Source organism: Neobacillus niacini (assembly GCF_031457145.1).
Classification (GTDB): Bacteria; Bacillota; Bacilli; order Bacillales; family Cytobacillaceae; genus Neobacillus; species Neobacillus niacini_J.
Genome location: NZ_JAVDVZ010000002.1, coordinates 526,277 through 546,602 on the forward strand (window position 1 = coordinate 526,277; position 20,326 = coordinate 546,602).

The window sequence follows — 20,326 nt, forward strand, 5'->3', positions numbered from 1 at the left end:
ATTATTTTTATATTAACTATTAGTACCTGATACCAATAAAATTATACACGAATATTCTGAATTAGACCAACAAAAGGATCATGCAATTCTCAAAAGGCATTATGAATATTAAACAAATTTTTTTTACTAACCCCCCTTCTACAACAAAAAAAGCAGCACAACCCATTCAAGGGAAGTGCTACCTCTTAATTTTAATAGTGATTATGCCAACCGGAAGACTATTCCGTGTCCGCCTTTTGGATATTCCCATTTGATGTTTTGATGCGGGCAGCCAATACGGCAGCTGCCGCATTCGTGACAACCTTCATAACCAACCTGCATTCTTAACCCTTCCCATTTGTATACTTCAGCAGGGCAGAAAATCGTGCAAATCTTATCAGGACATTTTGTCATACAAATATCATCATCCATAACGGTTAAGTGGGACTTTGTATCAGCTCTAAAACGAAGAAGGTACTGTTTTTCTTCGATATTTTTAGTTGACATTATTTCACCGCCTTCCAAGCACGATAGATATCTTGTATTACTTTAATCGTTCCTCTTTCAGCTGTTACACTCTTCATAATCTCTTTTTGTTTCTCTCGCTTCGGTGTTCCATCGACTGTGAAGAATTTGCTCATAGCTTTATTCATCATCGGTACATATTCTTTAAAGTATTGTGGGTACTTCTCAAATGTGTGGGCGGCATCTTTATATTTCTCTAAATCTTTGATTATGAAGCTATCATAAAGTTTCTGACGGTAAAGATTTAAACTAGACTCCGAAAAATCTCCGCGGAATTTAGCCTCAATAACTGTTTCAGCAGCCAGCATACCTGAGTGCATTGCCATGTTCGAACCTTCACGATGAATGGCGTTAACAAGCTGCGCAGCGTCACCTATAACCACTACACCGTTTCCAGCTACTTTCGGTACCGAGCGATAACCTCCCTCTGGAATGAGGTGAGCAAGATACTCTGCTGATTCTCCACCAGCGAGCATCGGTTTAACCATAGGATGTGTTTTTAAATAGTCTAGAAGGTCATAAGGCTTCATTTTTGATTTGATCATGCTTGATAGAGTCGTACCTACTCCGATGTTCAAACTGTCCTTATTCGTATATAAAAAGGCAGTTCCTAAGTTACCTTTTGTTGAATCTCCGAATATTTCAATTGTACAACCTTGATTATCCTCTAGATTGAAGCGATCATTAATTTTTTCTTTTGGTAAATTAATAACTTCCATTACCGTTAGCGCAACTTCATCGGGACGGAATTCTTTATGGAAGCCTAACTGTTTGGATAGTAATGAGTTTACCCCGTCAGCCAGAACAACTACATCCGCAAATACTTCTCCGTTTGGTCGGTCAGTCCGGACACCAATTACCTTTCCGTTTTCAACAATGCACTCCGTTACGACCGTTTCATTTATTAGCAGTGCACCTGCTTCCACTGCTTTTTTCGCAAACCATTGATCAAATTGCGCCCTTAAAACAGTGAAGTTATTATAGGGTTCAACCCCCCATTCAAGCCCTTTATAACCAAATTGAACAACTGATTCCTTATCCATCATCCAAAAACGCTGCTCAATAACTGGCCTTTCAAGTGGAGCTTCTTTCCAAAACTCAGGAATTAAATCTTCCATTTGTGCCCGATATAGTACTCCGCCCATTACGTTTTTGCTTCCCGGATATTCTCCTCTTTCAATAAGCAACACGTTTAAGCCGTTGCGAGCACAAACGAGTGCACAAGATGTTCCTGCTGGTCCCGCCCCAACAACAATGACATCAAATTTTTCTGGCATAACTCAATTCACCGCCTTTTTCATTTCGTAGCTGTTTAAATTGCTCGATTAATTTAGGGACAATCTCCAATGCGTCTCCTACAATTCCGTAAGTCGCTACATCAAATATCGGAGCATTTGGATCCTTATTAATAGCGATGATTAACTCTGAATTTTTCATACCTACTACATGCTGGATAGCGCCGGATAGAGCAATTGCAAAATAAATTTTCGGGGTTACGGTTTCACCAGTCTGGCCAATCTGCAATTCATGTGGTAACCAGCCAGCTTCAACCACGTCTCTGGTTCCGCCAACCGTTGCTCCAATTGTATCTGCTAGTTCATAAAGTATCTGGAAGTTTTGAACATCCCCCATTCCTTTTCCACCACAGACAATAACATGTGCGTCAGCTAAATTTGCCTTTTTTGTTACGTCATTCACAATTCGCAGCACTTTTGTACGCATATCTTCTTCTTTTAGAGTAATGCTTTCCTCAATAATTTTACCTGTTCTTCCTGTATCTGGTTCAAGAGCCTTCATTACTTTAGGCCTTACAGTCGCCATTTGCGGCCGGTGCTTTTTACAGAGAATTGTAGCCATAATATTTCCGCCAAAAGCAGGACGGCTAGCTTCAAGCAAACGGTTATCTACGTCAACATCGAGCATGGTTGTATCAGCAGTCAACCCCGTGACTAAATCAGTTGCCACAGCACTCGCTAAATCTTTACCATTTGGTGTTGCCCCGTAGAGGATAATCTCAGGCTTGTATTTTGGAACAAGCTGCATAACACCCTTCATGTATGATTCCGTCCGATAATCTTTCAAAACTGGATGGTCAATTAGATATACTTCATCTGCACCATAGGCGATTACTTGGTTAGCCAATGGTTTTATTCCGCTCCCAAGTAAAAATCCGGCTAATGGAACTTGTAATTTGTCAGCAAGCTTTCGACCTGCTCCAAGCAGCTCGAGTGAAACTCCTTCGATTTTACCGTCATTTTGTTCAATAAATATCCAGACACCACGGTAATCATCAAAATTCATGTATACCCCTCCTTCGCATCAAAAAAATAATCTTTATTGTTTAGATGACTGTAATGTTAATACTTCTTTTTGCTCCAGCAAAATATCCAATAGTTGTTTAACTTTCTCATCCGGGGTACCTTCAATTTTTTTCCCGCCTTCAGGACGTGGAGGAGTAAACATTTTTCCAACAATCGTTGGCGAACCTTTTAGCCCAAGCTGAGCCCGATCAACATTTTCAAGATCACTAACTGCCCAAATTACTGGCTCATATCTTGCAGCTTTGATCATATTTGGCATTGGAGAGTACTCAATTTGATTCACTTCTTTTTCAACGGTCAACAAGCATGGCAATCCCGCTTGAATTAATTCATATCCATTTGATAGTTTTCTTTTGATTAACACAGTTTTTTCATCTAGGTTAACTTCGGATACTTCGATTACATTTGTAATAGGCGGAATATCCATTCTTCTTGCAATTCCAGGACCTACCTGTCCAGTGTCTCCATCAATGGCATGTTTGCCGCAGATGACCATATCAACAGGGAGTTCTTTATTTATTCTTTCTAATGCTTTTGATAAGGCATAACTAGTCGCAAGTGTATCAGCCCCTGCAAAGGCACGGTCCGTAATTAAATATCCCCGGTCTGCACCTATCTCAATACTTTTTTTAATAACAGCTGTTGCTTGCGGCGGCCCCATTGACAAAACCGAGATTGTACCTCCTGTTTTTTCTCTAATACTTACTGCCTCTTGAACAGCATGAGCATCGTAAGGATTTAAAATCGCTGGTGCGCTGCGGCGGTCGAGTGTGTTTGTTTTTGGATTGATTTTTATGATTTTTGTATCTGGTACTTGTTTGACACATACGACAATGTGCATGTAGGACTTTCCCTCCTCCATATTCTGCAATGTTTGTTTTGAAAGCGCTTGCCTTCATTGGTTATAAAAAATGCCATATTACGATATATGAATCGCAACACAAGCATAGTACCAAACAATGATAGATTCTTTTTTTAAATTGATAATTTTTCGGATTGAAGTAAAATCTAGAAGTATAAGAAAATGTAGAATTTATGATGCGAGTAAGTAATGTTAATAATACAACTATAAGAAATATTCAAATATAAACAAATGATAAAAATCACAGTTTCTGTCTAAATGTGTAGATAATTTACCTAGCACTAAAATTAGAAAGGGTGAGGCTGATTTGGTGGAAGTAGTAGTGGGCAGCGTTCTTTCGGCTTTATCAAATGGTGCAGGAGCTCTAATTATTCTTTTTATTAATCAATCGGGTACACACCGGTGGTATTCTCTTAGCCTTTAGTGCCGGGATCATGATGGCTGCCTCAACCATCGGGCTTATTCCTGAGGCATTAAAACTTGGAGGTTTTGTTTCACTTGCAATTGGAGTATTCTTTGGGGTTTTGCATTAACAACTCTTGAAAAAAATATTCCACATATTGACCTAGAACACAATAAGTTTGGAATACAGTTTGACCAAAAAGCTTTGTTAATCATAGCAGCGATTACTCTTCACAATATTCCAGAGGGCTTATCGGTGGGTGTTAGTCATGCCTCTCAAACAGAGGATACTGGAAATTTAATTGCGTTGGCAATTGGATTTCAAAATGCGCCTGAAGGCCTTCTTGTTGCCCTTTTTTAGTTAATCAAAGAATCAGCAAATTCAAGGTCTTCTTACTGGCAACCTTAACAGGAGCAATTGAAATCTTTACTTCATTAATTGGCTATTATTTAAGCACATTTGTTCAAGTGCTTGTCCCAAATGGTCTTTCTTTTGCAGCTGGTGCAATGTTGTTTATCATTTATAAAGAGTTAATTCCAGAAAGCCATGGTGATGGAAATGAGAGGGTTTCTACCTATGCATTTATTACGGGTCTATTAGTGATGGTCTTTATCATTGATATTTTTTAAACGCATACCTTCGGGTAAATCATAATCATTTGCTTAAACGCAAACTTCACTTCTTCGTTTGGAACCGGGAATTGCTTGGATGCTTTTTGATACTCGTTGATTAATATATCTAGCTCTTGGCTGTATTTTATCGTTTCTTCACTTGTAAAACCTTTTGTATTCGCACAATTTATCATCATTGCACGTTTTGTTTTTATTTCATCAAGTATCTCAGAAGGGTTGTTACCATACTTGTACACTTTTCTCCACCTACTCCTTACTCTTTTACACTAACCTGCTAAATAATTTGTTTACTTGATGAATTATGACAAGATTTCAAACAAAAGTAAACACTTTCGCAAAAGTAGACAAAACAAGCATTTTGCGCCACCTTTCGACATAATTCATGCCTGTTTTTTTGTTTTACCGACAAATTTCTACTTCCCAATGTAAACTTAGTTTTGATTATAATAGTCTTAATTTTCTTTCTCATAAATAGGAACCCAGCCTAAAATATGGTTTGCATTTTCCAAAAGAATTATATTTTTTGTCTACTTAATTTAAAAAATTTCTAACTTACTTATTCTTCTAACTACCTCTCTAAGTCGCTCCTCCGTTGTAAGCAAACCGACTCGGACATAGCCTTCACCAAGTTCACCAAAGGCTACCCCTGGGGCCACTGCAATATGAGCTTTTTCTAGTAAAATATCAGCAAATTCAGTAGAGCTTAGCCCTTCAGGGACTCTAAGCCAGGCAAAAAACGAACCCTTCGGCGCCGTTACATTCCATCCAAGTGAACGAAGTCCTTCTATCAAAACATTTCTTCTCCGCTCATATAGGTTATTTAATTCGCGAACGCAATCCTGTGGTCCTGTTAATGCCTCAGCTGCGGCTTCTTGAATACCTCCAAATAAGCTGCAATATAGATGGTCCTGCAATAGCTCAATAGCTGAAATAACACTGCTATTACCTAGGGCGAAACCGACACGCCACCCTGCCATATTGTAGGTTTTTGATAATGTATAAATTTCAACACCAACTTCTTTTGCCCCTTCCGTTTGCAAAAAGCTTATCGCTTTATCTCCGTCGAATCCTAATGCTCCATAAGCAAAGTCGTGGACCACACAAATATCATTTTCACTTGCAAGCTTGACTGTTTCTTCAAAAAATTCCTTTGTTGCAATAGCACCTGTAGGGTTGTTTGGATAATTAAGGAACATTAATTTTGCCTTTTCAATTGCCTCAAAAGGTATTTCGTTATAGTCTGGAAGAAAATCATTTTGTTCCCGTAATGGCATCATGACCATTTCTGCTTTTGCTAGTTCCACCCCAGAGAGGTAATCTGGATATCCAGGATCAGGTACAAGGATCGTATCACCAGGATTTAAAAGGCATTGTGGAATTTCCACCAATCCCGCCTTACCGCCAAAAAGAATGGCTACTTCCTTATCTGGATCAATTTTTACATTATATTCTCTTTGATAAAAGTCAGCTGCTGCCTGCTTTAAATAGTGATGTCCCTGAAAGGGTGAATACTTATGGTTCGCTGGATCAGCAGCCGCTTCTTGCATCTTCTCTACAATGTGTTGAGGAGTTGCCTGATCCGGATTCCCCTGTCCTAAATTAATGACATCATAGCCTTGTTCAATGTATTTACCTACCTTTTTTACTAAAGAAGCAAAAAACTGTTTGGGAAGATTATTTAATAGTTGCGATGTTTGAAATTGTTTCATCATGTCACCTGCTTTATTTATTTCATTTATTAGTTGAATTCTAGTCACAAATGATATAACTTTTAATACATCTTGTAAAGAAAAAATTCCGAAATTTCAAAAGAGGTGAAGATTGGTGAAATTTAAGATAACTTGTTTGCAAATGGATATTGCCTTTGGAGATCCAAATAAAAACTATGAAACTGCAGAGAAATTAATTGAAGAAGCAATGAGAGAAATTCCAGATATTATTGTTCTTCCTGAATTATGGACAACAGGCTATGATTTGACACGCCTTGACTCAATTGCCGATAAAGCTGCAGCCAAGACTATCGGGTTTTTGAAAAATGCCGCAAAGAAGTATAAAGTCCACTTTGTCGGGGGATCGGTCGCGAATCAGGGTGAGAATGGAGTTAAAAATACTCTTCTTATCATTAATAATAACGGTCAGCTTGTTCACTCCTATAGTAAACTACATCTTTTCAAATTAATGGATGAACACCTATATCTCGAAGCAGGTAATGAAAAAGGGTTATTTCAATTGGATAATCGAACTTTTGGCGGAGTCATCTGCTATGATATTCGTTTTCCAGAATGGATTCGTGCACATACATCTGAAGGCGCTGAAGCACTATTTGTGGTTGCGGAATGGCCAGCCCCTCGTTTATCGCACTGGAAATCCTTGCTTATTGCAAGAGCGATAGAAAACCAGTGTTTCGTCATTGCGTGCAACCGCTCAGGTCATGACCCAAACAATGAATTTGCCGGACACTCTATGATAATTGACCCATGGGGAGAGGTAATTGCTGAAGCAGGAGCAAATAAGGAATTATTGTCTGCAGTTATTGACTTAACTCTCGTAAAGGATATTCGTAAGCAAATACCAATATTCGAAGACAGAAGACCAGATTTGTACTAATCTATTTTATCCATTAAAAAACCACTTCTAATTATAGATAGTGGTTTTTCTACTTAATAATATTCATGTCCAATGGTAAAACAATCTGAAATGTAGTTCCAATTCCTTCTTCACTTTCAATTTGAATACTCCCTTTATGTTCCTCAACAATTCGATAACTGACCATTAAACCAAGTCCAGTACCTTTTTCTTTCGTGGTATAAAAGGGTTCTCCTAGCTTGTGTAATATATCCTTTGGAATTCCTATCCCTTCATCTTGAATCGATATTTGTATGAATTGATCATCAAGTTGATTTATTTTGATAGTAATTGTTCCACCGCTTGGCATTACTTCAATGCCGTTTTTAATTAGATTTATAAAAACTTTTTTTAGTTGATTGGGTTCACAAAAAATGAATGGCAGATTCTCTTCATAGCGGGTATCGAATTGAACATTGTAAAGGACTGCTTGTGGCCTTAGTAAATCAACGGTCTCCCGCATAATTTGACAAGCATCTTTCTCAAGGAATCTAATTTCCTGAGGTTTTGCAAGAATTAAAAACTCATTAATAATTGAATCGATTCTTGCTAATTCAGATGTGATAACATCGTAATACATTGGCTGCTCTCGTCTAATACTAGGCTCAAGTAATTGGATAAACCCTTTTAAGGAAGTCATAGGATTTCTAATTTCATGTGCTATTCCCGCTGCAAGCTCACCTATAACGTTTAGCCTATCTGATTTCCTCAGTTGTTCCTGCATTTCAACTTTTTCAGTTCCATCAATAATAACTGTAAGATTCAACCCATCCACAATTCCATGTTTTGTGGAGTAGTCAAAATGTCTCAAACTCCCGTCACTCGATTTAATAACCATTGGTGAATATTGCTTACCGTCATTTGTTACATGCTCAATCTGATTCATGATTTCCTGTTTTTTCTCTTCCGCCCGATGAAATAAATCAAGTAAGGACTGACCAAGCAGTCTCTCTTTTGGAAAACCCAAAATTCTTTCTGCTGAACCATTGATATCCACAATTTGATAGGATTCATTCCATAGCATCAGTCCTTCCATAGAATTATCAAATATTATTCGGAATTTTTGTTCACTTTCTCTCAATTCCTGGTTCTGCTTCATTACTTTTTCCAATTTCTTTCACCCGCCCCATGGAACCCAGAATAAGGTAATATCATTAAACCTATATTCTACATTATAATTTAAATCCCTTTTTACTTGACAAAAAAAAAGAAATAATGTTGATTATTTGGATTGGGAAATTTATTAAAAAACCCAGCAAGGTAACAAATCACCTTGCTGGGCTTAACCAAATTAACTTTATTCGACAAATTTCGAGATCTACCACCGCTTTAAGAGGCTATACGGAGGATAAGAATTCCCACAAAAGCCATAGATAGACCGGTTATTTCACGTTTGGTCCAATTTTCCTTTAAATAAAAGCGGGCATATAAAATGACAAACGCGACATTCATGGCAACGATTGCGGAGACAATTCCGGTAATTCCATCACGGAATGCCGGAAAAATAAGAATCATACCAACGGCATTTGTAATTCCTACCAACATTCCCCAAACAATTGTTTTTTTCTTGCTCCACCTATCAAGTGTCTTTTCCTTATTTAAGGATCCTGCTTCTTCTTTTCGCCTTGTTATAGCCCATGAAATCCCGAAAAGAATACTGCCAGTTGTAAACATAACAGTTAGGACAGGTAGGGTGGACGCTCCGGAAAGGGTTGCATGTTTCACCGATACATCCGTAAATCCGAAGAAGAGCATCGTTAAAATTCCCCATTGAATTCCTTTTAATTGGTTGAGCTTTAAGTCCTGTGAATATTTGACCAGGAGCAGCCCAGCTAACACAATAAAAAACGCTGTGAATTGCCAGCCCGTTAGTCCTTCACCCCAAAGGAAGTAGGCAACTATCATGACAACCAATGGAGGCAGTCCAGTAAATAATGCAACAATGGATGCCTTTCCGACAGCATACCCTTTATACATTGAAGCGTTGGCAACAAACGAAAATGTCCCCATTAAGATTCCAAACAACGCCTCTGTTGTCCATGATTGTCCGATGAACATATTCCCAGCCAACGTAATGATGGTTCCCGATAAATAGACCCCTAAAAGCAGTAAATTACGATTGATTGGTCTTTGTGACGTCCAATGATATAGAATTCCCCTCAAGCCAAAGCAACTGGCAGCGGCTACAGCAAAAATAAACCACATAGCTTCCTTCTCCTAATCTTTGTTATAATCCTAACCGGTAAAAGCAGTTGGACTCGCTAGTAATCTAGAATTCACCTACTTTTACTAAAAAATTATAAAAACAAAATTATAGCAAAGATTATCATGGAAATGAAATTGCTGCAATCTTTTAGATTGGCATAGCATTTCCTTAGGAGGTTAATCACCCTTATTGCCTGTTTCAATTATTTACTCGTCAATTTCATGCTTTGCTTTTTTTATAGATATGAATTTTCATGTTTTGCTTTAAGACGTTGCCATCTCTTTTCAACCTCTGCTTCAAAATCTTCTAAGATAGATTTATTTTCTTCTTTTAGAAGATGTTTTGTTTTACCCATATACTTAAGCCATTCAGAAATTGGAACACGTTTGTTTTTATCTTCAGGGTTGTAAGTAATGCTAGTAACACCTTGTTCAACCTCATACAACGGGAAGAAACAGGAATTCACAGCTCTATCCAGAATAGTTGCTCCGTAACGGTCTTCAGATTTCCAATTTAGTGGGCAGGTAATCAAAATTTTCCCATACACCGTTCCCACATTTTGTGCATACCATTGTGCTTTTGCACCCTTTTTAATTAAGTCTTGAGGGAAGGCTTCAGCACCAGTAAATACGTAAGGAATATTGGTTGCTGCCATAATTTGAGCTGTATCTTTATGATGGAATCCTTTTCCCTTTTGTGCTTTTCCAACGCCTGATGTGCTTGTCATATGTCCTAATGGTGTGGAATAAGACATTTGAGAACCTGTATTCATATATCCTTCATTATCATATTCAAGCATAATCAGCTTATGTCCGCGAAGGGCTGTCCCTATTGCAGATCCCATTCCAATATCCATACCGCCATCTCCGGTAATCATGACGAACGTTGCATCATCTGATACTTCTATTTCACCACGGCGCTTTAATTCAAGAAAGGCTTCTAATGTTCCTGAAAGCGTAGCAGCACCATTTTGGAATAGGTTATGAATCATTGTTTGTTTGTGCGACGTGTGCGGATAGGAAGTAGTGGTTACATATGCACATCCTGTTTGGAATAATGTAACGATGTCACCTTCTATTCCTTTAAAAAACAGTTCCAGTCCAGCAAATATACCACAGCCTGGACATGCTCCGTGTCCTGAAGCAATCCGCTTCGGTTTTGTTGTCAGCGCACGGAGGGGCGGTATTTTTACCTTTAGTTTGTTTGTTTCTTCATCCATTTTCACATCTATTAAACCGGTTTTATATACATCACCATGTTGTGGCGTAATCACGGGCTTAAGAATTTTCTCCGGATTACCTGGTACATGACCATAATAGTCAAAAGGCTTTTCAGCAAATCCTTTTTCCATTGCTTCAATCGTCATATCAAAGAACTTTTCGGCATCACTTGCGTAGAAATCCTTGCCGCCAAGACCAAAAACACGACTTAGGACGATGGTTTGATTATCACGATCTTCCTGAAGCGCAGATTTAACTTCATGTGTTAAATTCGGTCCATTTGCACCATAAGAATCTGCGCGTTCACCTACTAATAAAGCTTTAACATTTTTTAGTGCTTCACGGATTTCCTTTGCTGGGAAAGGACGAATAATATTTGGGCTAATAACACCAGCCTTAATACCTTTAGCGCGTAATTGATCGACAACATCTTTCGCTGATTCAGCAGCAGAGTTTAATAAGAATAATGCTACCTCTGCATCTTCCATTTTATATAAATCGAGAACTGGATATTCCCGTCCAGATATTCGTGCATATTCAGCTGCAACCTCTTTGAATACCTCACCAGCCGCGTAAATGGCTTCTGATTGTTGGAAATGGTTGTTCATCAGATCATCACCATTCATATGGGCACCAATTGTTACTGGTTTCTTTGGATCTCTGGCAAAATGATAATCTGTTGGACACTCTCCTACGAATTGCTGCACTGCCTTCCTGTCTTTAAAGTATTCTACGCGGCGCTTCTGATGGGAGGTAAAGAAACCATCATAGGCAACAATCACTGGTAAACGCACCTTAGAGTGTTCTGCAATTTTAAGTGCCATAATATTCATATCATAAACAGCCTGAGGTGTTCTGGCAGTTAAGATAACCCAACCTGTATTTAATGCAAAGTACAGGTCAGAATGGTCTCCTCTTATATCTAGTGGTCCACTGACTGCACGAGTTACGAGGTTCATTACCATTGGAAAACGAGTCCCTGCTTGAACAGGAAGCTGTTCGATCATATATAGTAAACCGTTTGCACTTGTTGCATTAAAAACCCTGGCACCTGTAGCAGCAGCACCGTAGCAAATACCTGCTGAACCATGCTCACCGTCCGCTGGAATCAATTTAATATCATGCTCCCCACGGGCTTTCATTTGATCTAAAAATTGTGCGACTTCAGTTGATGGTGTTATAGGGAAATACCCCATAATATGATAATTGATTTGAGCTGCTGCCATAGCAGCCATTTCATTTCCTGATTCAAAGGTTGAAAGCTGTTCAGCAACAGCTTGTTTATTAATTTGGTCTTCTAACATTGCCATTACGAAATCCCCCCTGCTAGATACGGAAAGTTCTGTTTTACACGGTTTGCGTCAGCATATCCAATCATTTCACGAAGATCACCAAGTGCGTCCGTTGGACAAGCTTCAACGCATTTTAAACAGCCCTTACAATATTGATAATCAATCCCTTTAAGGAACATTTGCTTTCTGCCCTTTTTATCCTCGCCAGCTTCCCAAACGAAGCAATAATCAGGACAGACATTATCACAAGCAGCACAGTGGATACATTTATCCTGTTGGAGCTGTGGTAGGAATCCTTGTCTAGATCCACTTAAATCTTTTACAATACTATTTGCCTGCGCGGTCATCACTCCGCCAATTTCTTGTGTCATATACCCTAGCTGTGGCAGTGGACGACTAAAACTTTTGCCCTCTGCTCCCTCAGGGACTTCATAGGTTTTAAATTGAACTTCATTATATCCACGGTCAAAGGTGCGAATATTAGGTTCAACTAAATGCGGGTATTTCTTTTCAAATGTTTTACGAATAACATTTCTCATCGAGTCTGGATCCAAGAAATCACAAATACGATACAAGGCACCGAGCATTGCAGTATTTACTTTTGTTTTTTCCTCAACTGCAATGGTTAAGGCGTCGACAATGGCGAGTTTACCATATTCTAATTTTAAGTCACTTCTAACTTCATCAAACTCTCTTGCAGTATTAACAAGTGCAATTCCATCAGCATTCAATCCACTGACTACATCAACTGTTTTATAAAGTGCTTCATGAAAAACGGCAACAATGTGCGGTTGTTCAATTGGGCTGTGATCTCTTATTTCAACATCTGGTTCACAATAACGGATAAAGCTTTTAACAGGTGACCCTTTCTTTTCAGAGCCATATGATGAGAAGTTAGATCCATTCAAGCCAAGACCCAGTACTCCAGCTTCAGCTAGCATTTTTCCAGCTAGGTTCGCTCCAAGACCCCCTATTGATTCAAGGCGAATCTCAAAGAACCCAAGCTCATTTTTCTTCGGTAAAATAGACATTGTGTCCCTCCCCTTCTTGTCCAAAAAAGACAGAAAATACATAAAATATAATTTCCCCAAATTCATTGTAGGACATATATATTTATTACGCTGTGACAAAAATCAAACATCTTCAAAAAAATTATGTAACACCTTTCAACATTTAAATTAAAACGCTAATTTATCTGCGTTTAATCATGAATAAAAATTATATAACAGTGTTTTTTTGTAATATAACAGTTGTGCAATTATCGTTTTTTTGAAAAATGGGGTATAATATAATATTGTTTTTATTTTGTCAAAGGAGTTTTATAATGAACGTTATTTGCTGCACCTTAAATGCTAAATATATACATACCAACCTAGCGATTCGTTACTTAAAGGCTTTTGCAGCCCCAGAATTTAACATCCAACTAAAGGAATATACGATAAAAGATCCAGTTATGAACATCGTATCTGACCTCTATCAACAAGAACCTACGGTCATTGGCTTTAGTTGTTATATCTGGAACATTGAAGAAACCATTAAAGTTATCAATATGCTCAAAAAAATCGACCCTTCTATCCAGATTGTTTTAGGCGGCCCTGAAGTAACCTACGATACGGTTGAATGGATGGAAAAAATCCCAAGTGCTGACTTCATTGTAATGGGTGAAGGCGAATATTCATTTAAACAGTTACTTTCCGAGATGAGTGGTGAAAGAAACTATAAAACTGTCCACGGCATTGCATACCGCGATCATGGACAAGTAAAAATTACCCCACAAATGAATAAACTCGACCTAAAGGAACTCCCATCACCTTATCGCTTTTCCGAAGATAAGGTTCATTTAGGAAAGCGTGTCACCTATATCGAAACAAGCAGAGGCTGTCCATTTAGTTGTCAATTTTGTCTTTCTTCCATCGAAGTCGGGGTACGCTATTTTGACAGGGAGAAAATTAAGGATGATATTCGTTATTTAATGGCTAATGGAGCGAAGACGATTAAGTTTGTTGACCGTACTTTTAATATCAGCAGAAGCTATGCGATGGAAATGTTTCGATTTTTAATTGATGAACATCTACCAGGAACTGTTTTTCAATTTGAAATTACGGCTGATATTATGAGACCTGAGGTTATAGAATTTTTAAATCAAGAGGCACCAAAGGGGCTATTTCGCTTCGAAATTGGCGTTCAATCAACAAATGACTATACCAATGAGTTAGTCATGCGCAAACAAAATTTCGCAAAACTGACAAGAACAGTAACGATGGTAAAGGATGGCGGAAAAATTGACCAACATCTTGATTTAATCGCTGGGCTGCCAGAGGAGGACTACTCTTCTTTTCGTAAAACGTTTAATGATGTTTTTGAACTTCGTCCGGAAGAACTGCAGTTAGGGTTTTTAAAAATGTTAAGAGGGACTGGACTAAGACTTAGTGCAGCACAACATGAGTATGTTTATATGGATCATTCACCATATGAAATTCTGGGGAATAATGTCCTGCCTTTCGACGATATTCTCAGAATCAAACAAGTGGAAGATGTGTTAGAAAAATATTGGAATGACCATCGTATGAACCATACAATTGAATACTTAGTCACAAAGGTGTTTCCTTCACCTTTTGACTTTTTCCAGGAGTTCGGAGCCTTTTGGGATATGAAAGGCTGGGCAAGAATCGGGCACCAATTAGAAGATTTATTCCGGAGATTATTCTCTTTCCTAGAATCACGGTCGATGATTGACCTGGATATTATTACAGGTCTGATGAAATACGATTATTTAATTAATCATAAGTATAAGCCTCGAAAGCCTTGGTGGGAACAAAGCTTTGATAAAAAGACTAGAACTGAAATATATAAACAAATTGTAGAAAACCCATCGCTGTTGGGACAGACCTATTTAGAACTGGAACTTGATGAGAAAGATTTATATAAGCATACAATGATTGAAGAACTTTCCTTTGATCTTTCGGTCTACCTATCATCTGGAATAATTGAAAAACGTCCTTCAAATTTATTAGCCTACTTTGATCCAGCTAATAACGGGACATTAATCTTTTCATTTATTGAAAATTAAACTAGCCGGCTTAATAAGCCGGCTTATTTTTCTTTTTTAGTTGACTTTTTATCCTCTTGTCTTGCCTGAAGTATTTCATATAGCTTTGTTCCGTTTACATCACCAAATTCAATGCTGAATTCCTCACGTGTGTTTTGCACACTTTCCTTTTCTTTCATTTAACTTCTTCCTTTTTGCCCTAGCTTGGAATTGCGGTTGGCAAATCTAATCGCATTGTTATTATCAGTGAATTCTGCTGAAAATTCACTTTCCTGAACATTTTTATGAGGCGTTTTTGAATACTTTTCTACTGCATTATGTTCTGCTTTTCGTTTAGCCATTTTTTCGTCCTCCTATCATTGTGTTACATCATTAGTTTTAATCAAAAGTAGTGATTCAATCACTTCCTTTTTTTTCATAAATAAATTTGTTCATCCAGCGAAAAATAAGGAAAAACAGGAGTGAGAAATGTGACTAAAAAAAATAAAAAATCCCCTGACAAACTAAGTATGAATGAGACAATGCCCCACCAAATCAATGCACCAAGTTTTGAAGGTACAGGAATCATAATGCAGCCCCCTTTTGTGAACGAACATGGGGTAGTCATTGGAGATAGCCAGTATGCCTCACCAAACTCTCCATTAGAGAATTGGACCGAAAATACAGACCCTTCGATTATGACTGGGGATGAATGGGTACACCCTACTAATGATATTGGTTGGAATACAGCGGAAAATCGTGAGCTGCTTGAGAGTAAAAAGAAACCTCAAGCCTATCCCTTTATGCACCCAGACAAAGATGTAAGTAAAGGCACCGATTAATTTTAGGCTATGCAAAAAGGAAACTATTGATTTTAGAACTTGTTGATTGGAGCGAAAGGCGCTCGATCCTCGAAAATGCTATCGCATTTTCTTCGTGCGGTGATTATTCGAGGAAGTAAATTCAAAGTCCTGCGGGAAGAACGAGCTGAGTGAGACCCCGCGGTCGGTACGACCGAGGAGGCTCACGGGCGAGCCCGCTAACCGCTCGCGCCTGTAGCGCAAATCAACAGCCTAATTTTAAATAGTATCCATATTCGCAAAACATTACCACTTATTAAAAAACAAAATTGAATCATAATACAAATACAGAGATATTGATCTCTGTATAGATACGAAGGAGTTGAAAAAAATGGCTAACAGCAGCAATAAATTATTAGTTCCAGGAATTGAGCAATACCTTGATCAGGTTAAATATGAAATTGCACAAGAGTTTGGAGTAAATTTAGGCTCTGATACAGTTTCCCGTGCAAATGGTTCTGTTGGCGGCGAAATTACTAAAAGATTAGTAAAACAAGCTCAAGCGCAAATGGCAGGTCAACAACAATAACCCAACTAAATAACATGGAAAAAGTCCGGCATCTATGCCGGACTTATTAATTCCCATTTTTTTCTTTAGATTTGTTTTGATTGTTTTGCTGTTGATTATCATGTTTAATCATTTTATTGTTCCCATTTTGTTTCACATGGTCTTTATTTCCGTTTTCATTCCCATTTTGTTTCACATGGTCTTTATTACCGTTTCCATTACCTTTATATTTGTCAGATGAAGCCTGATTTCCATTTATTTGCTGTTGTATATTTGAATTGTTATTTTCGTTAGTATTATTTTCGTTAGTATTATTTGCACTTTGATTTTGGTTACTTTGATTGGTAATGTCTGGATTACTATTATTTTCATCTTGTTTTTTAATCTGCCCCGGAGGAATTGGTGACGTTGCAGAAGATTCAGATGGAGCAATATTTTTATGCTTAGTTTTCTCAACTTTTGTTGATTTTGCTTTTTCTTTGTTTTGCGCCGAGTTATTTTTAGCATCATGATAGACCCCCACTGACACACCGGCGCTCTTAGCTTTTTCTATCTCTGCTTTCGTGGTTGTATACATATTTACTTCTACAAGATTTTTATCGACAGTTTGTTTGATTTCATCAATATTTTCCTGTAGTTTGGTTGCCGCCTTATCTTTAAGTTGATTCGTCTTTACTGTGGATATGACAACAGGCTCAGCATGGGCAATGTATCCTTCTTCCTTTAACTCTGCTAGAATAATTGTAGTTAATTCGGAGGCATCCTTTTTCTTCCAATCATCAAGCTGCAAAATGATCTTTTCCGCTTCTTTATTAAACCCCTTTAATTCTACAACTTGCATGTTTTTATTAAGTCCCATTTCGATACTTGTGCTAGCATCTATAGACATATATGCATAGGCCTTATTACTTTGATGCACCGGGATTATTGACCCTATACAAATAACGACAACAGCTATTGACATCCAAACCGGTTTTAAAGTAAAAATGTTTTTAAAAGAATTTGTTTTTTTACTTCCTATATAATCAGTTACAGGAAAAAAATCAATTTCTTCACCTATAAAATAAAGTCGATCCATTTTGCGAGCACGCAGGAATTCACCGTTTGGAGTTAACAGTGTCAAATAAGGATCATCAACTTCCATTATAATTCCCTTTCTCATGTTTCTAGCATCCCCTTTAGATAATCTTTTAAGTATACATAGTCACTAGATAATATAAGTGCAATCGCGATAATATATTTCCTGTTTCGCTCAATAGTCTTTCTGCTGACATTCACCATTTTTTCCAGTTGTTTTATTGGAAGTCGTTTTTTTTCAAATAAGGAATTTCTCAATTCTGTGTTTTCAACCAATAGCTTTGCTACTAAAATAGCATTTTCCCTCGCATCTGCATGCTTTGGTGAATTTTCAACTAAATCTTTAAAGCTTAAGTCGTATGATGTTAACAATGTTTGAAATTGAACTATTTCTTCTTTCCTTAGTTCTTCATCAGCCTTTTTGTTATACTCCTCGAGTGATAGCTCATTTACTAATACCATGCCTGCAGAATCTTCTTCAAGTGATGAATAAGTTAAGTCAATGCTTACATGTTGGTGTTTCGTTTGTTTCCGAATATAATCAATTACCCTTCTTTTGATGATCACTTCAGAAAAACTGAGCAGGGAACTTCCCCGCTCTGGTGAATATTTTTCAATTGCTTCATTAAATGCAATAAGACCAATACTAAATTCATCATCGGTTTCATAAATATATCGTTTACATACTGAAGATACGTTTTTTGCAATAAATGGTTTATAAGCATCTATTATTTCATTTAATAGTGTGCGATCCCCTTGTTGAACCAATTGAACTGACTCTTCTAACGTTCGCTTTTTATTTTTGGTTAAAAACAATAAACCTAGCATTGCCTCACCTCTCTATCAACCCAATTATACCATAGGGACGGAATATTGGATTACGTGGAAGTAAATGCCAGGTGCTAGACAATTTCCTTTAGTCACTTGTTTCTCCTTATCCTACTTTAAAGAATTACGTATAATTAACATACGTTTATGGGGGCACAAAAAAATTTACAACAAAAAAGCTTCAAACCATTGTCAGATTTAAAGCTAAGTTGGATTTCGCGATTGCAAAATCCATTTTAATAAAAAACCTATTAATAATCCCGGAATTAAAAACATCATAGGTAAAAAAACTGGGCCAGGGTGAACCTTATATAGGGTAACCTTCGGCGAAACCATTAATCCTACTGTGACACAATATGCTGAAAATACAAAGGGTAAATATGAATACTTTTCATTATCAGGCATTGCTGTACGATAACCATCCCACATCGAAAACATATAAACACACGGATAAAATAACAACCATTGATAATTAAGAACTGATTCAGCCTTTTCAATTTCACCTAAAAAGCTGTACATAATGGCAGTGTTAAAACGAGCGTTTACGTTCATAATAAATTCTAATGTAACAAATAAAATGCCTTTGATGTAATGACCGGTTATGAGCTGACTAAATCCAGGAAAGGCTATATTCCATAATACCGCTTCTAATTTACTTATCTTTTTCATTTCTCTATCTCGCTTCTACTGTAAGATACTTCCAGTTTAGTTTTTCCAGTAACTTGCGGAATAAACGAGAAGAAATAGAAATATTTTTATCCATATGCATTTATAAGATTGGTATGTGATAGTTTGGATTATCCTTTTGTTGTAGGTAAAAGGAAGTCATCGGCTTTAAGCCGACCTTAAAATCAGGACACTCAATTCCTGATCCTTCTAAATCATTTATAGCCTGTGTACAATCAAAGTGACCCATCCAGGTAAAGTAATCCAGTGCCTCTTTTTCTACTCCTAGATATTTTCTTAACGGTTTAATCGATAGGAACCATTTTCCGACCGAAAGTGGCAGGGTCCCCTTCGGTTTTTTGTTCATCATTTCCATCATCAAAAAACTATAAATTTCAGCAGCTCGATATGGGCGAGGATCGGTTAAATGATAGGTCTTTCCATTACCATTTTCAAAAAAGCTTAGATAGGCTGTTGCCTGAATGATATAGTCAATTGGTACCAAATTTACATATGCTGCTCCCTTTCCCAATCTAGGGAGCAGCGGGAGAAACTTTAATCTTTCCAAAAAGTTCATCATAAAATATGGCCCATCAAATTTAATCGTTTCGCCCGTCTGTGAATGACCTTTGACGATACCAGGGCGGATAATCGTTACCGGAATTTCCTCTTTTAGCTTATCCACCAATACTTCCGCCTCATATTTGGTTTCCTCATAATGATTTTTAAAGCTAGTTGGACAAATTAGCTCTGTCTCATAAAGGGTACCCTCTCGCTTTCCTACAACATATGCGGTACTAAAGTATATATATCGTTTTAATTGAGGCAGCCCTCTAACCCAATTATTCACATACTCTGTCCCATTTACATTAATTTTAAAGGCGACATCTCTTGGTACGGCTAAATCATAAATGGCAGCTAAATGAAAAACATGGGTAACTTTTTCCTTTAATAGTACGTGGTCATCAGCATTTATCATTAACTGCGGCACGGTAATATCACCTTCGATAATGACGAAATCCTCTTCCTTCAGCCCAAGTTCTGAAATGATTGCTTGGCGCTCTTTCCTCGCTTTATCCAACATCCCTTGAAGTACAAGAACATAGATAACACCGTTTAATTCATTCTTCTTTAGAACTTCTCGAATTAATTGGTTGCAAATAAAACCCGGAAAGCCAGTGAAAAAATACCCATTCCCCATCTCCATTCCTCCTAATAAATAGATTGATTGTCATTTGTACTAATTGTATGTTGGGTTAAAAAATATAGTCAAGTCATTAGTCTGAATTTTCAG

The 20,326-nt window shown here is 37.5% G+C and carries 20 protein-coding genes and 1 pseudogene; 5 read left to right on the forward strand and 16 right to left on the reverse strand.

The window, feature by feature from the left end; translation table 11 throughout:
• Window positions 1–201: 201 nt before the first annotated feature.
• Genes J2Y03_RS07395 through J2Y03_RS07410 form a run of 4 tightly spaced genes read right to left on the reverse strand, consistent with a single transcriptional unit; the run spans window position 202 to window position 3,666 of the window.
• Complete coding sequence (locus J2Y03_RS07395) at window positions 202–486, reverse strand: ferredoxin family protein (RefSeq protein WP_090763694.1); 285 nt, start codon at window positions 484–486, stop codon at window positions 202–204.
• Window positions 486–1,781, reverse strand: a complete 1,296-nt coding sequence (locus tag J2Y03_RS07400; protein ID WP_310192403.1) for an FAD-dependent oxidoreductase — start codon at window positions 1,779–1,781, stop codon at window positions 486–488. Before J2Y03_RS07400 ends, J2Y03_RS07395 begins: the two co-directional genes overlap by 1 nt.
• A complete protein-coding gene (locus tag J2Y03_RS07405; protein ID WP_310192405.1) occupies window positions 1,765–2,805 on the reverse strand; it encodes an electron transfer flavoprotein subunit alpha/FixB family protein in 1,041 nt (346 codons plus the stop codon). Before J2Y03_RS07405 ends, J2Y03_RS07400 begins: the two co-directional genes overlap by 17 nt.
• A gap of 33 nt (window positions 2,806–2,838) precedes the next feature.
• Window positions 2,839–3,666: an electron transfer flavoprotein subunit beta/FixA family protein gene (locus J2Y03_RS07410; RefSeq protein WP_310192407.1), complete on the reverse strand. Its 828-nt coding sequence runs from the start codon at window positions 3,664–3,666 to the stop codon at window positions 2,839–2,841.
• Window positions 3,667–3,994: 328 nt separating this feature from the next.
• On the opposite strand from J2Y03_RS07410, the pseudogene J2Y03_RS07415 reads away from it, so the two are divergent.
• Window positions 3,995–4,719: pseudogene (locus J2Y03_RS07415) on the forward strand (ZIP family metal transporter).
• On the opposite strand, the gene J2Y03_RS07420 reads toward J2Y03_RS07415, so the two are convergent.
• Together J2Y03_RS07420 and J2Y03_RS07425 are read right to left on the reverse strand one after the other, a co-directional pair.
• Complete coding sequence (locus J2Y03_RS07420) at window positions 4,716–4,958, reverse strand: aspartyl-phosphate phosphatase Spo0E family protein (RefSeq protein WP_132085722.1); 243 nt, start codon at window positions 4,956–4,958, stop codon at window positions 4,716–4,718. The pseudogene J2Y03_RS07415 and the gene J2Y03_RS07420 sit on opposite strands and share 4 nt — an antisense overlap.
• 300 nt (window positions 4,959–5,258) lie before the next feature.
• Window positions 5,259–6,431: a pyridoxal phosphate-dependent aminotransferase gene (locus J2Y03_RS07425; protein ID WP_310192412.1), complete on the reverse strand. Its 1,173-nt coding sequence runs from the start codon at window positions 6,429–6,431 to the stop codon at window positions 5,259–5,261.
• A gap of 115 nt (window positions 6,432–6,546) precedes the next feature.
• Here J2Y03_RS07425 and J2Y03_RS07430 point away from each other — a divergent pair, with 115 nt between their 5' ends.
• A complete protein-coding gene (locus J2Y03_RS07430) occupies window positions 6,547–7,329 on the forward strand; it encodes a carbon-nitrogen family hydrolase (protein ID WP_310192415.1) in 783 nt (260 codons plus the stop codon).
• Between the two features lie 49 nt (window positions 7,330–7,378).
• Here J2Y03_RS07430 and J2Y03_RS07435 read toward each other — a convergent pair whose 3' ends face one another.
• From J2Y03_RS07435 to J2Y03_RS07450, 4 genes are all read right to left on the reverse strand, one after another.
• Entirely contained in the window at window positions 7,379–8,446 is a 1,068-nt protein-coding gene (locus J2Y03_RS07435) for a PAS domain-containing sensor histidine kinase (RefSeq protein WP_310192418.1), read from the reverse strand.
• 230 nt (window positions 8,447–8,676) lie between these two features.
• Complete coding sequence (locus tag J2Y03_RS07440) at window positions 8,677–9,552, reverse strand: EamA family transporter (RefSeq protein ID WP_310192419.1); 876 nt, start codon at window positions 9,550–9,552, stop codon at window positions 8,677–8,679.
• Window positions 9,553–9,788: 236 nt separating this feature from the next.
• A complete protein-coding gene (locus tag J2Y03_RS07445; RefSeq protein WP_132085714.1) occupies window positions 9,789–12,083 on the reverse strand; it encodes a thiamine pyrophosphate-dependent enzyme in 2,295 nt (764 codons plus the stop codon).
• The gene (locus J2Y03_RS07450) at window positions 12,083–13,096 is read right to left on the reverse strand and encodes a 2-oxoacid:acceptor oxidoreductase family protein (RefSeq protein ID WP_310192421.1); all 1,014 of its coding nucleotides are present in this window, start codon (window positions 13,094–13,096) and stop codon (window positions 12,083–12,085) included. Before J2Y03_RS07450 ends, J2Y03_RS07445 begins: the two co-directional genes overlap by 1 nt.
• A 293-nt stretch (window positions 13,097–13,389) precedes the next feature.
• Here J2Y03_RS07450 and J2Y03_RS07455 point away from each other — a divergent pair, with 293 nt between their 5' ends.
• Window positions 13,390–15,135 carry a B12-binding domain-containing radical SAM protein gene (locus J2Y03_RS07455; RefSeq protein WP_310192425.1) on the forward strand — a complete coding sequence of 582 codons (1,746 nt, stop codon included), beginning with the start codon at window positions 13,390–13,392 and terminating at the stop codon, window positions 15,133–15,135.
• A gap of 23 nt (window positions 15,136–15,158) precedes the next feature.
• On the opposite strand, the gene J2Y03_RS07460 is transcribed toward J2Y03_RS07455, so the two are convergent.
• Entirely contained in the window at window positions 15,159–15,293 is a 135-nt protein-coding gene (locus J2Y03_RS07460; protein WP_310192428.1) for a hypothetical protein, read from the reverse strand.
• Entirely contained in the window at window positions 15,294–15,455 is a 162-nt protein-coding gene (locus J2Y03_RS07465) for a hypothetical protein (RefSeq protein WP_165902990.1), read from the reverse strand.
• Between the two features lie 129 nt (window positions 15,456–15,584).
• Here J2Y03_RS07465 and J2Y03_RS07470 point away from each other — a divergent pair, with 129 nt between their 5' ends.
• Window positions 15,585–15,935, forward strand: a complete 351-nt coding sequence (locus J2Y03_RS07470) for a DUF3905 domain-containing protein (RefSeq protein WP_396954180.1) — start codon at window positions 15,585–15,587, stop codon at window positions 15,933–15,935.
• Between the two features lie 349 nt (window positions 15,936–16,284).
• On the forward strand, window positions 16,285–16,482 hold the full coding sequence (locus J2Y03_RS07475) for an alpha/beta-type small acid-soluble spore protein (protein WP_090763659.1): 198 nt from the start codon (window positions 16,285–16,287) through the stop codon (window positions 16,480–16,482).
• Between the two features lie 46 nt (window positions 16,483–16,528).
• On the opposite strand, the gene J2Y03_RS07480 is transcribed toward J2Y03_RS07475, so the two are convergent.
• The 4 genes from J2Y03_RS07480 to J2Y03_RS07495 form a co-directional block, all read right to left on the reverse strand.
• On the reverse strand, window positions 16,529–17,605 hold the full coding sequence (locus J2Y03_RS07480) for an anti-sigma factor domain-containing protein (RefSeq protein WP_310192434.1): 1,077 nt from the start codon (window positions 17,603–17,605) through the stop codon (window positions 16,529–16,531).
• A 14-nt stretch (window positions 17,606–17,619) separates the two neighbouring features.
• Entirely contained in the window at window positions 17,620–18,366 is a 747-nt protein-coding gene (gene sigI, locus J2Y03_RS07485; protein ID WP_310192436.1) for an RNA polymerase sigma factor SigI, read from the reverse strand.
• A 204-nt stretch (window positions 18,367–18,570) separates the two neighbouring features.
• The gene (locus tag J2Y03_RS07490; protein ID WP_310192440.1) at window positions 18,571–19,035 is read right to left on the reverse strand and encodes a hypothetical protein; all 465 of its coding nucleotides are present in this window, start codon (window positions 19,033–19,035) and stop codon (window positions 18,571–18,573) included.
• A gap of 100 nt (window positions 19,036–19,135) precedes the next feature.
• Window positions 19,136–20,233, reverse strand: coding sequence for an SDR family oxidoreductase (locus J2Y03_RS07495; RefSeq protein ID WP_310192443.1), 1,098 nt, complete (start codon window positions 20,231–20,233; stop codon window positions 19,136–19,138).
• Window positions 20,234–20,326: the final 93 nt, after the last annotated feature.

Coding starts and splice junctions, on each gene's coding strand:
- J2Y03_RS07395 (WP_090763694.1), bottom strand. CDS start 486: ATGTCAACTAAAAATATCGAAGAAAAACAGTACCTTCTTCGTTTTAGA.
- J2Y03_RS07400 (WP_310192403.1), bottom strand. CDS start 1,781: ATGCCAGAAAAATTTGATGTCATTGTTGTTGGGGCGGGACCAGCAGGA.
- J2Y03_RS07405 (WP_310192405.1), bottom strand. CDS start 2,805: ATGAATTTTGATGATTACCGTGGTGTCTGGATATTTATTGAACAAAAT.
- J2Y03_RS07410 (WP_310192407.1), bottom strand. CDS start 3,666: ATGCACATTGTCGTATGTGTCAAACAAGTACCAGATACAAAAATCATA.
- J2Y03_RS07425 (WP_310192412.1), bottom strand. CDS start 6,431: ATGAAACAATTTCAAACATCGCAACTATTAAATAATCTTCCCAAACAG.
- J2Y03_RS07435 (WP_310192418.1), bottom strand. CDS start 8,446: ATGAAGCAGAACCAGGAATTGAGAGAAAGTGAACAAAAATTCCGAATA.
- J2Y03_RS07440 (WP_310192419.1), bottom strand. CDS start 9,552: ATGTGGTTTATTTTTGCTGTAGCCGCTGCCAGTTGCTTTGGCTTGAGG.
- J2Y03_RS07445 (WP_132085714.1), bottom strand. CDS start 12,083: ATGGCAATGTTAGAAGACCAAATTAATAAACAAGCTGTTGCTGAACAG.
- J2Y03_RS07450 (WP_310192421.1), bottom strand. CDS start 13,096: ATGTCTATTTTACCGAAGAAAAATGAGCTTGGGTTCTTTGAGATTCGC.
- J2Y03_RS07455 (WP_310192425.1), top strand. CDS start 13,390: ATGAACGTTATTTGCTGCACCTTAAATGCTAAATATATACATACCAAC.
- J2Y03_RS07460 (WP_310192428.1), bottom strand. CDS start 15,293: ATGAAAGAAAAGGAAAGTGTGCAAAACACACGTGAGGAATTCAGCATT.
- J2Y03_RS07465 (WP_165902990.1), bottom strand. CDS start 15,455: ATGGCTAAACGAAAAGCAGAACATAATGCAGTAGAAAAGTATTCAAAA.
- J2Y03_RS07475 (WP_090763659.1), top strand. CDS start 16,285: ATGGCTAACAGCAGCAATAAATTATTAGTTCCAGGAATTGAGCAATAC.
- J2Y03_RS07480 (WP_310192434.1), bottom strand. CDS start 17,605: ATGGAAGTTGATGATCCTTATTTGACACTGTTAACTCCAAACGGTGAA.
- sigI (WP_310192436.1), bottom strand. CDS start 18,366: ATGCTAGGTTTATTGTTTTTAACCAAAAATAAAAAGCGAACGTTAGAA.
- J2Y03_RS07490 (WP_310192440.1), bottom strand. CDS start 19,035: ATGAAAAAGATAAGTAAATTAGAAGCGGTATTATGGAATATAGCCTTT.
- J2Y03_RS07495 (WP_310192443.1), bottom strand. CDS start 20,233: ATGGGGAATGGGTATTTTTTCACTGGCTTTCCGGGTTTTATTTGCAAC.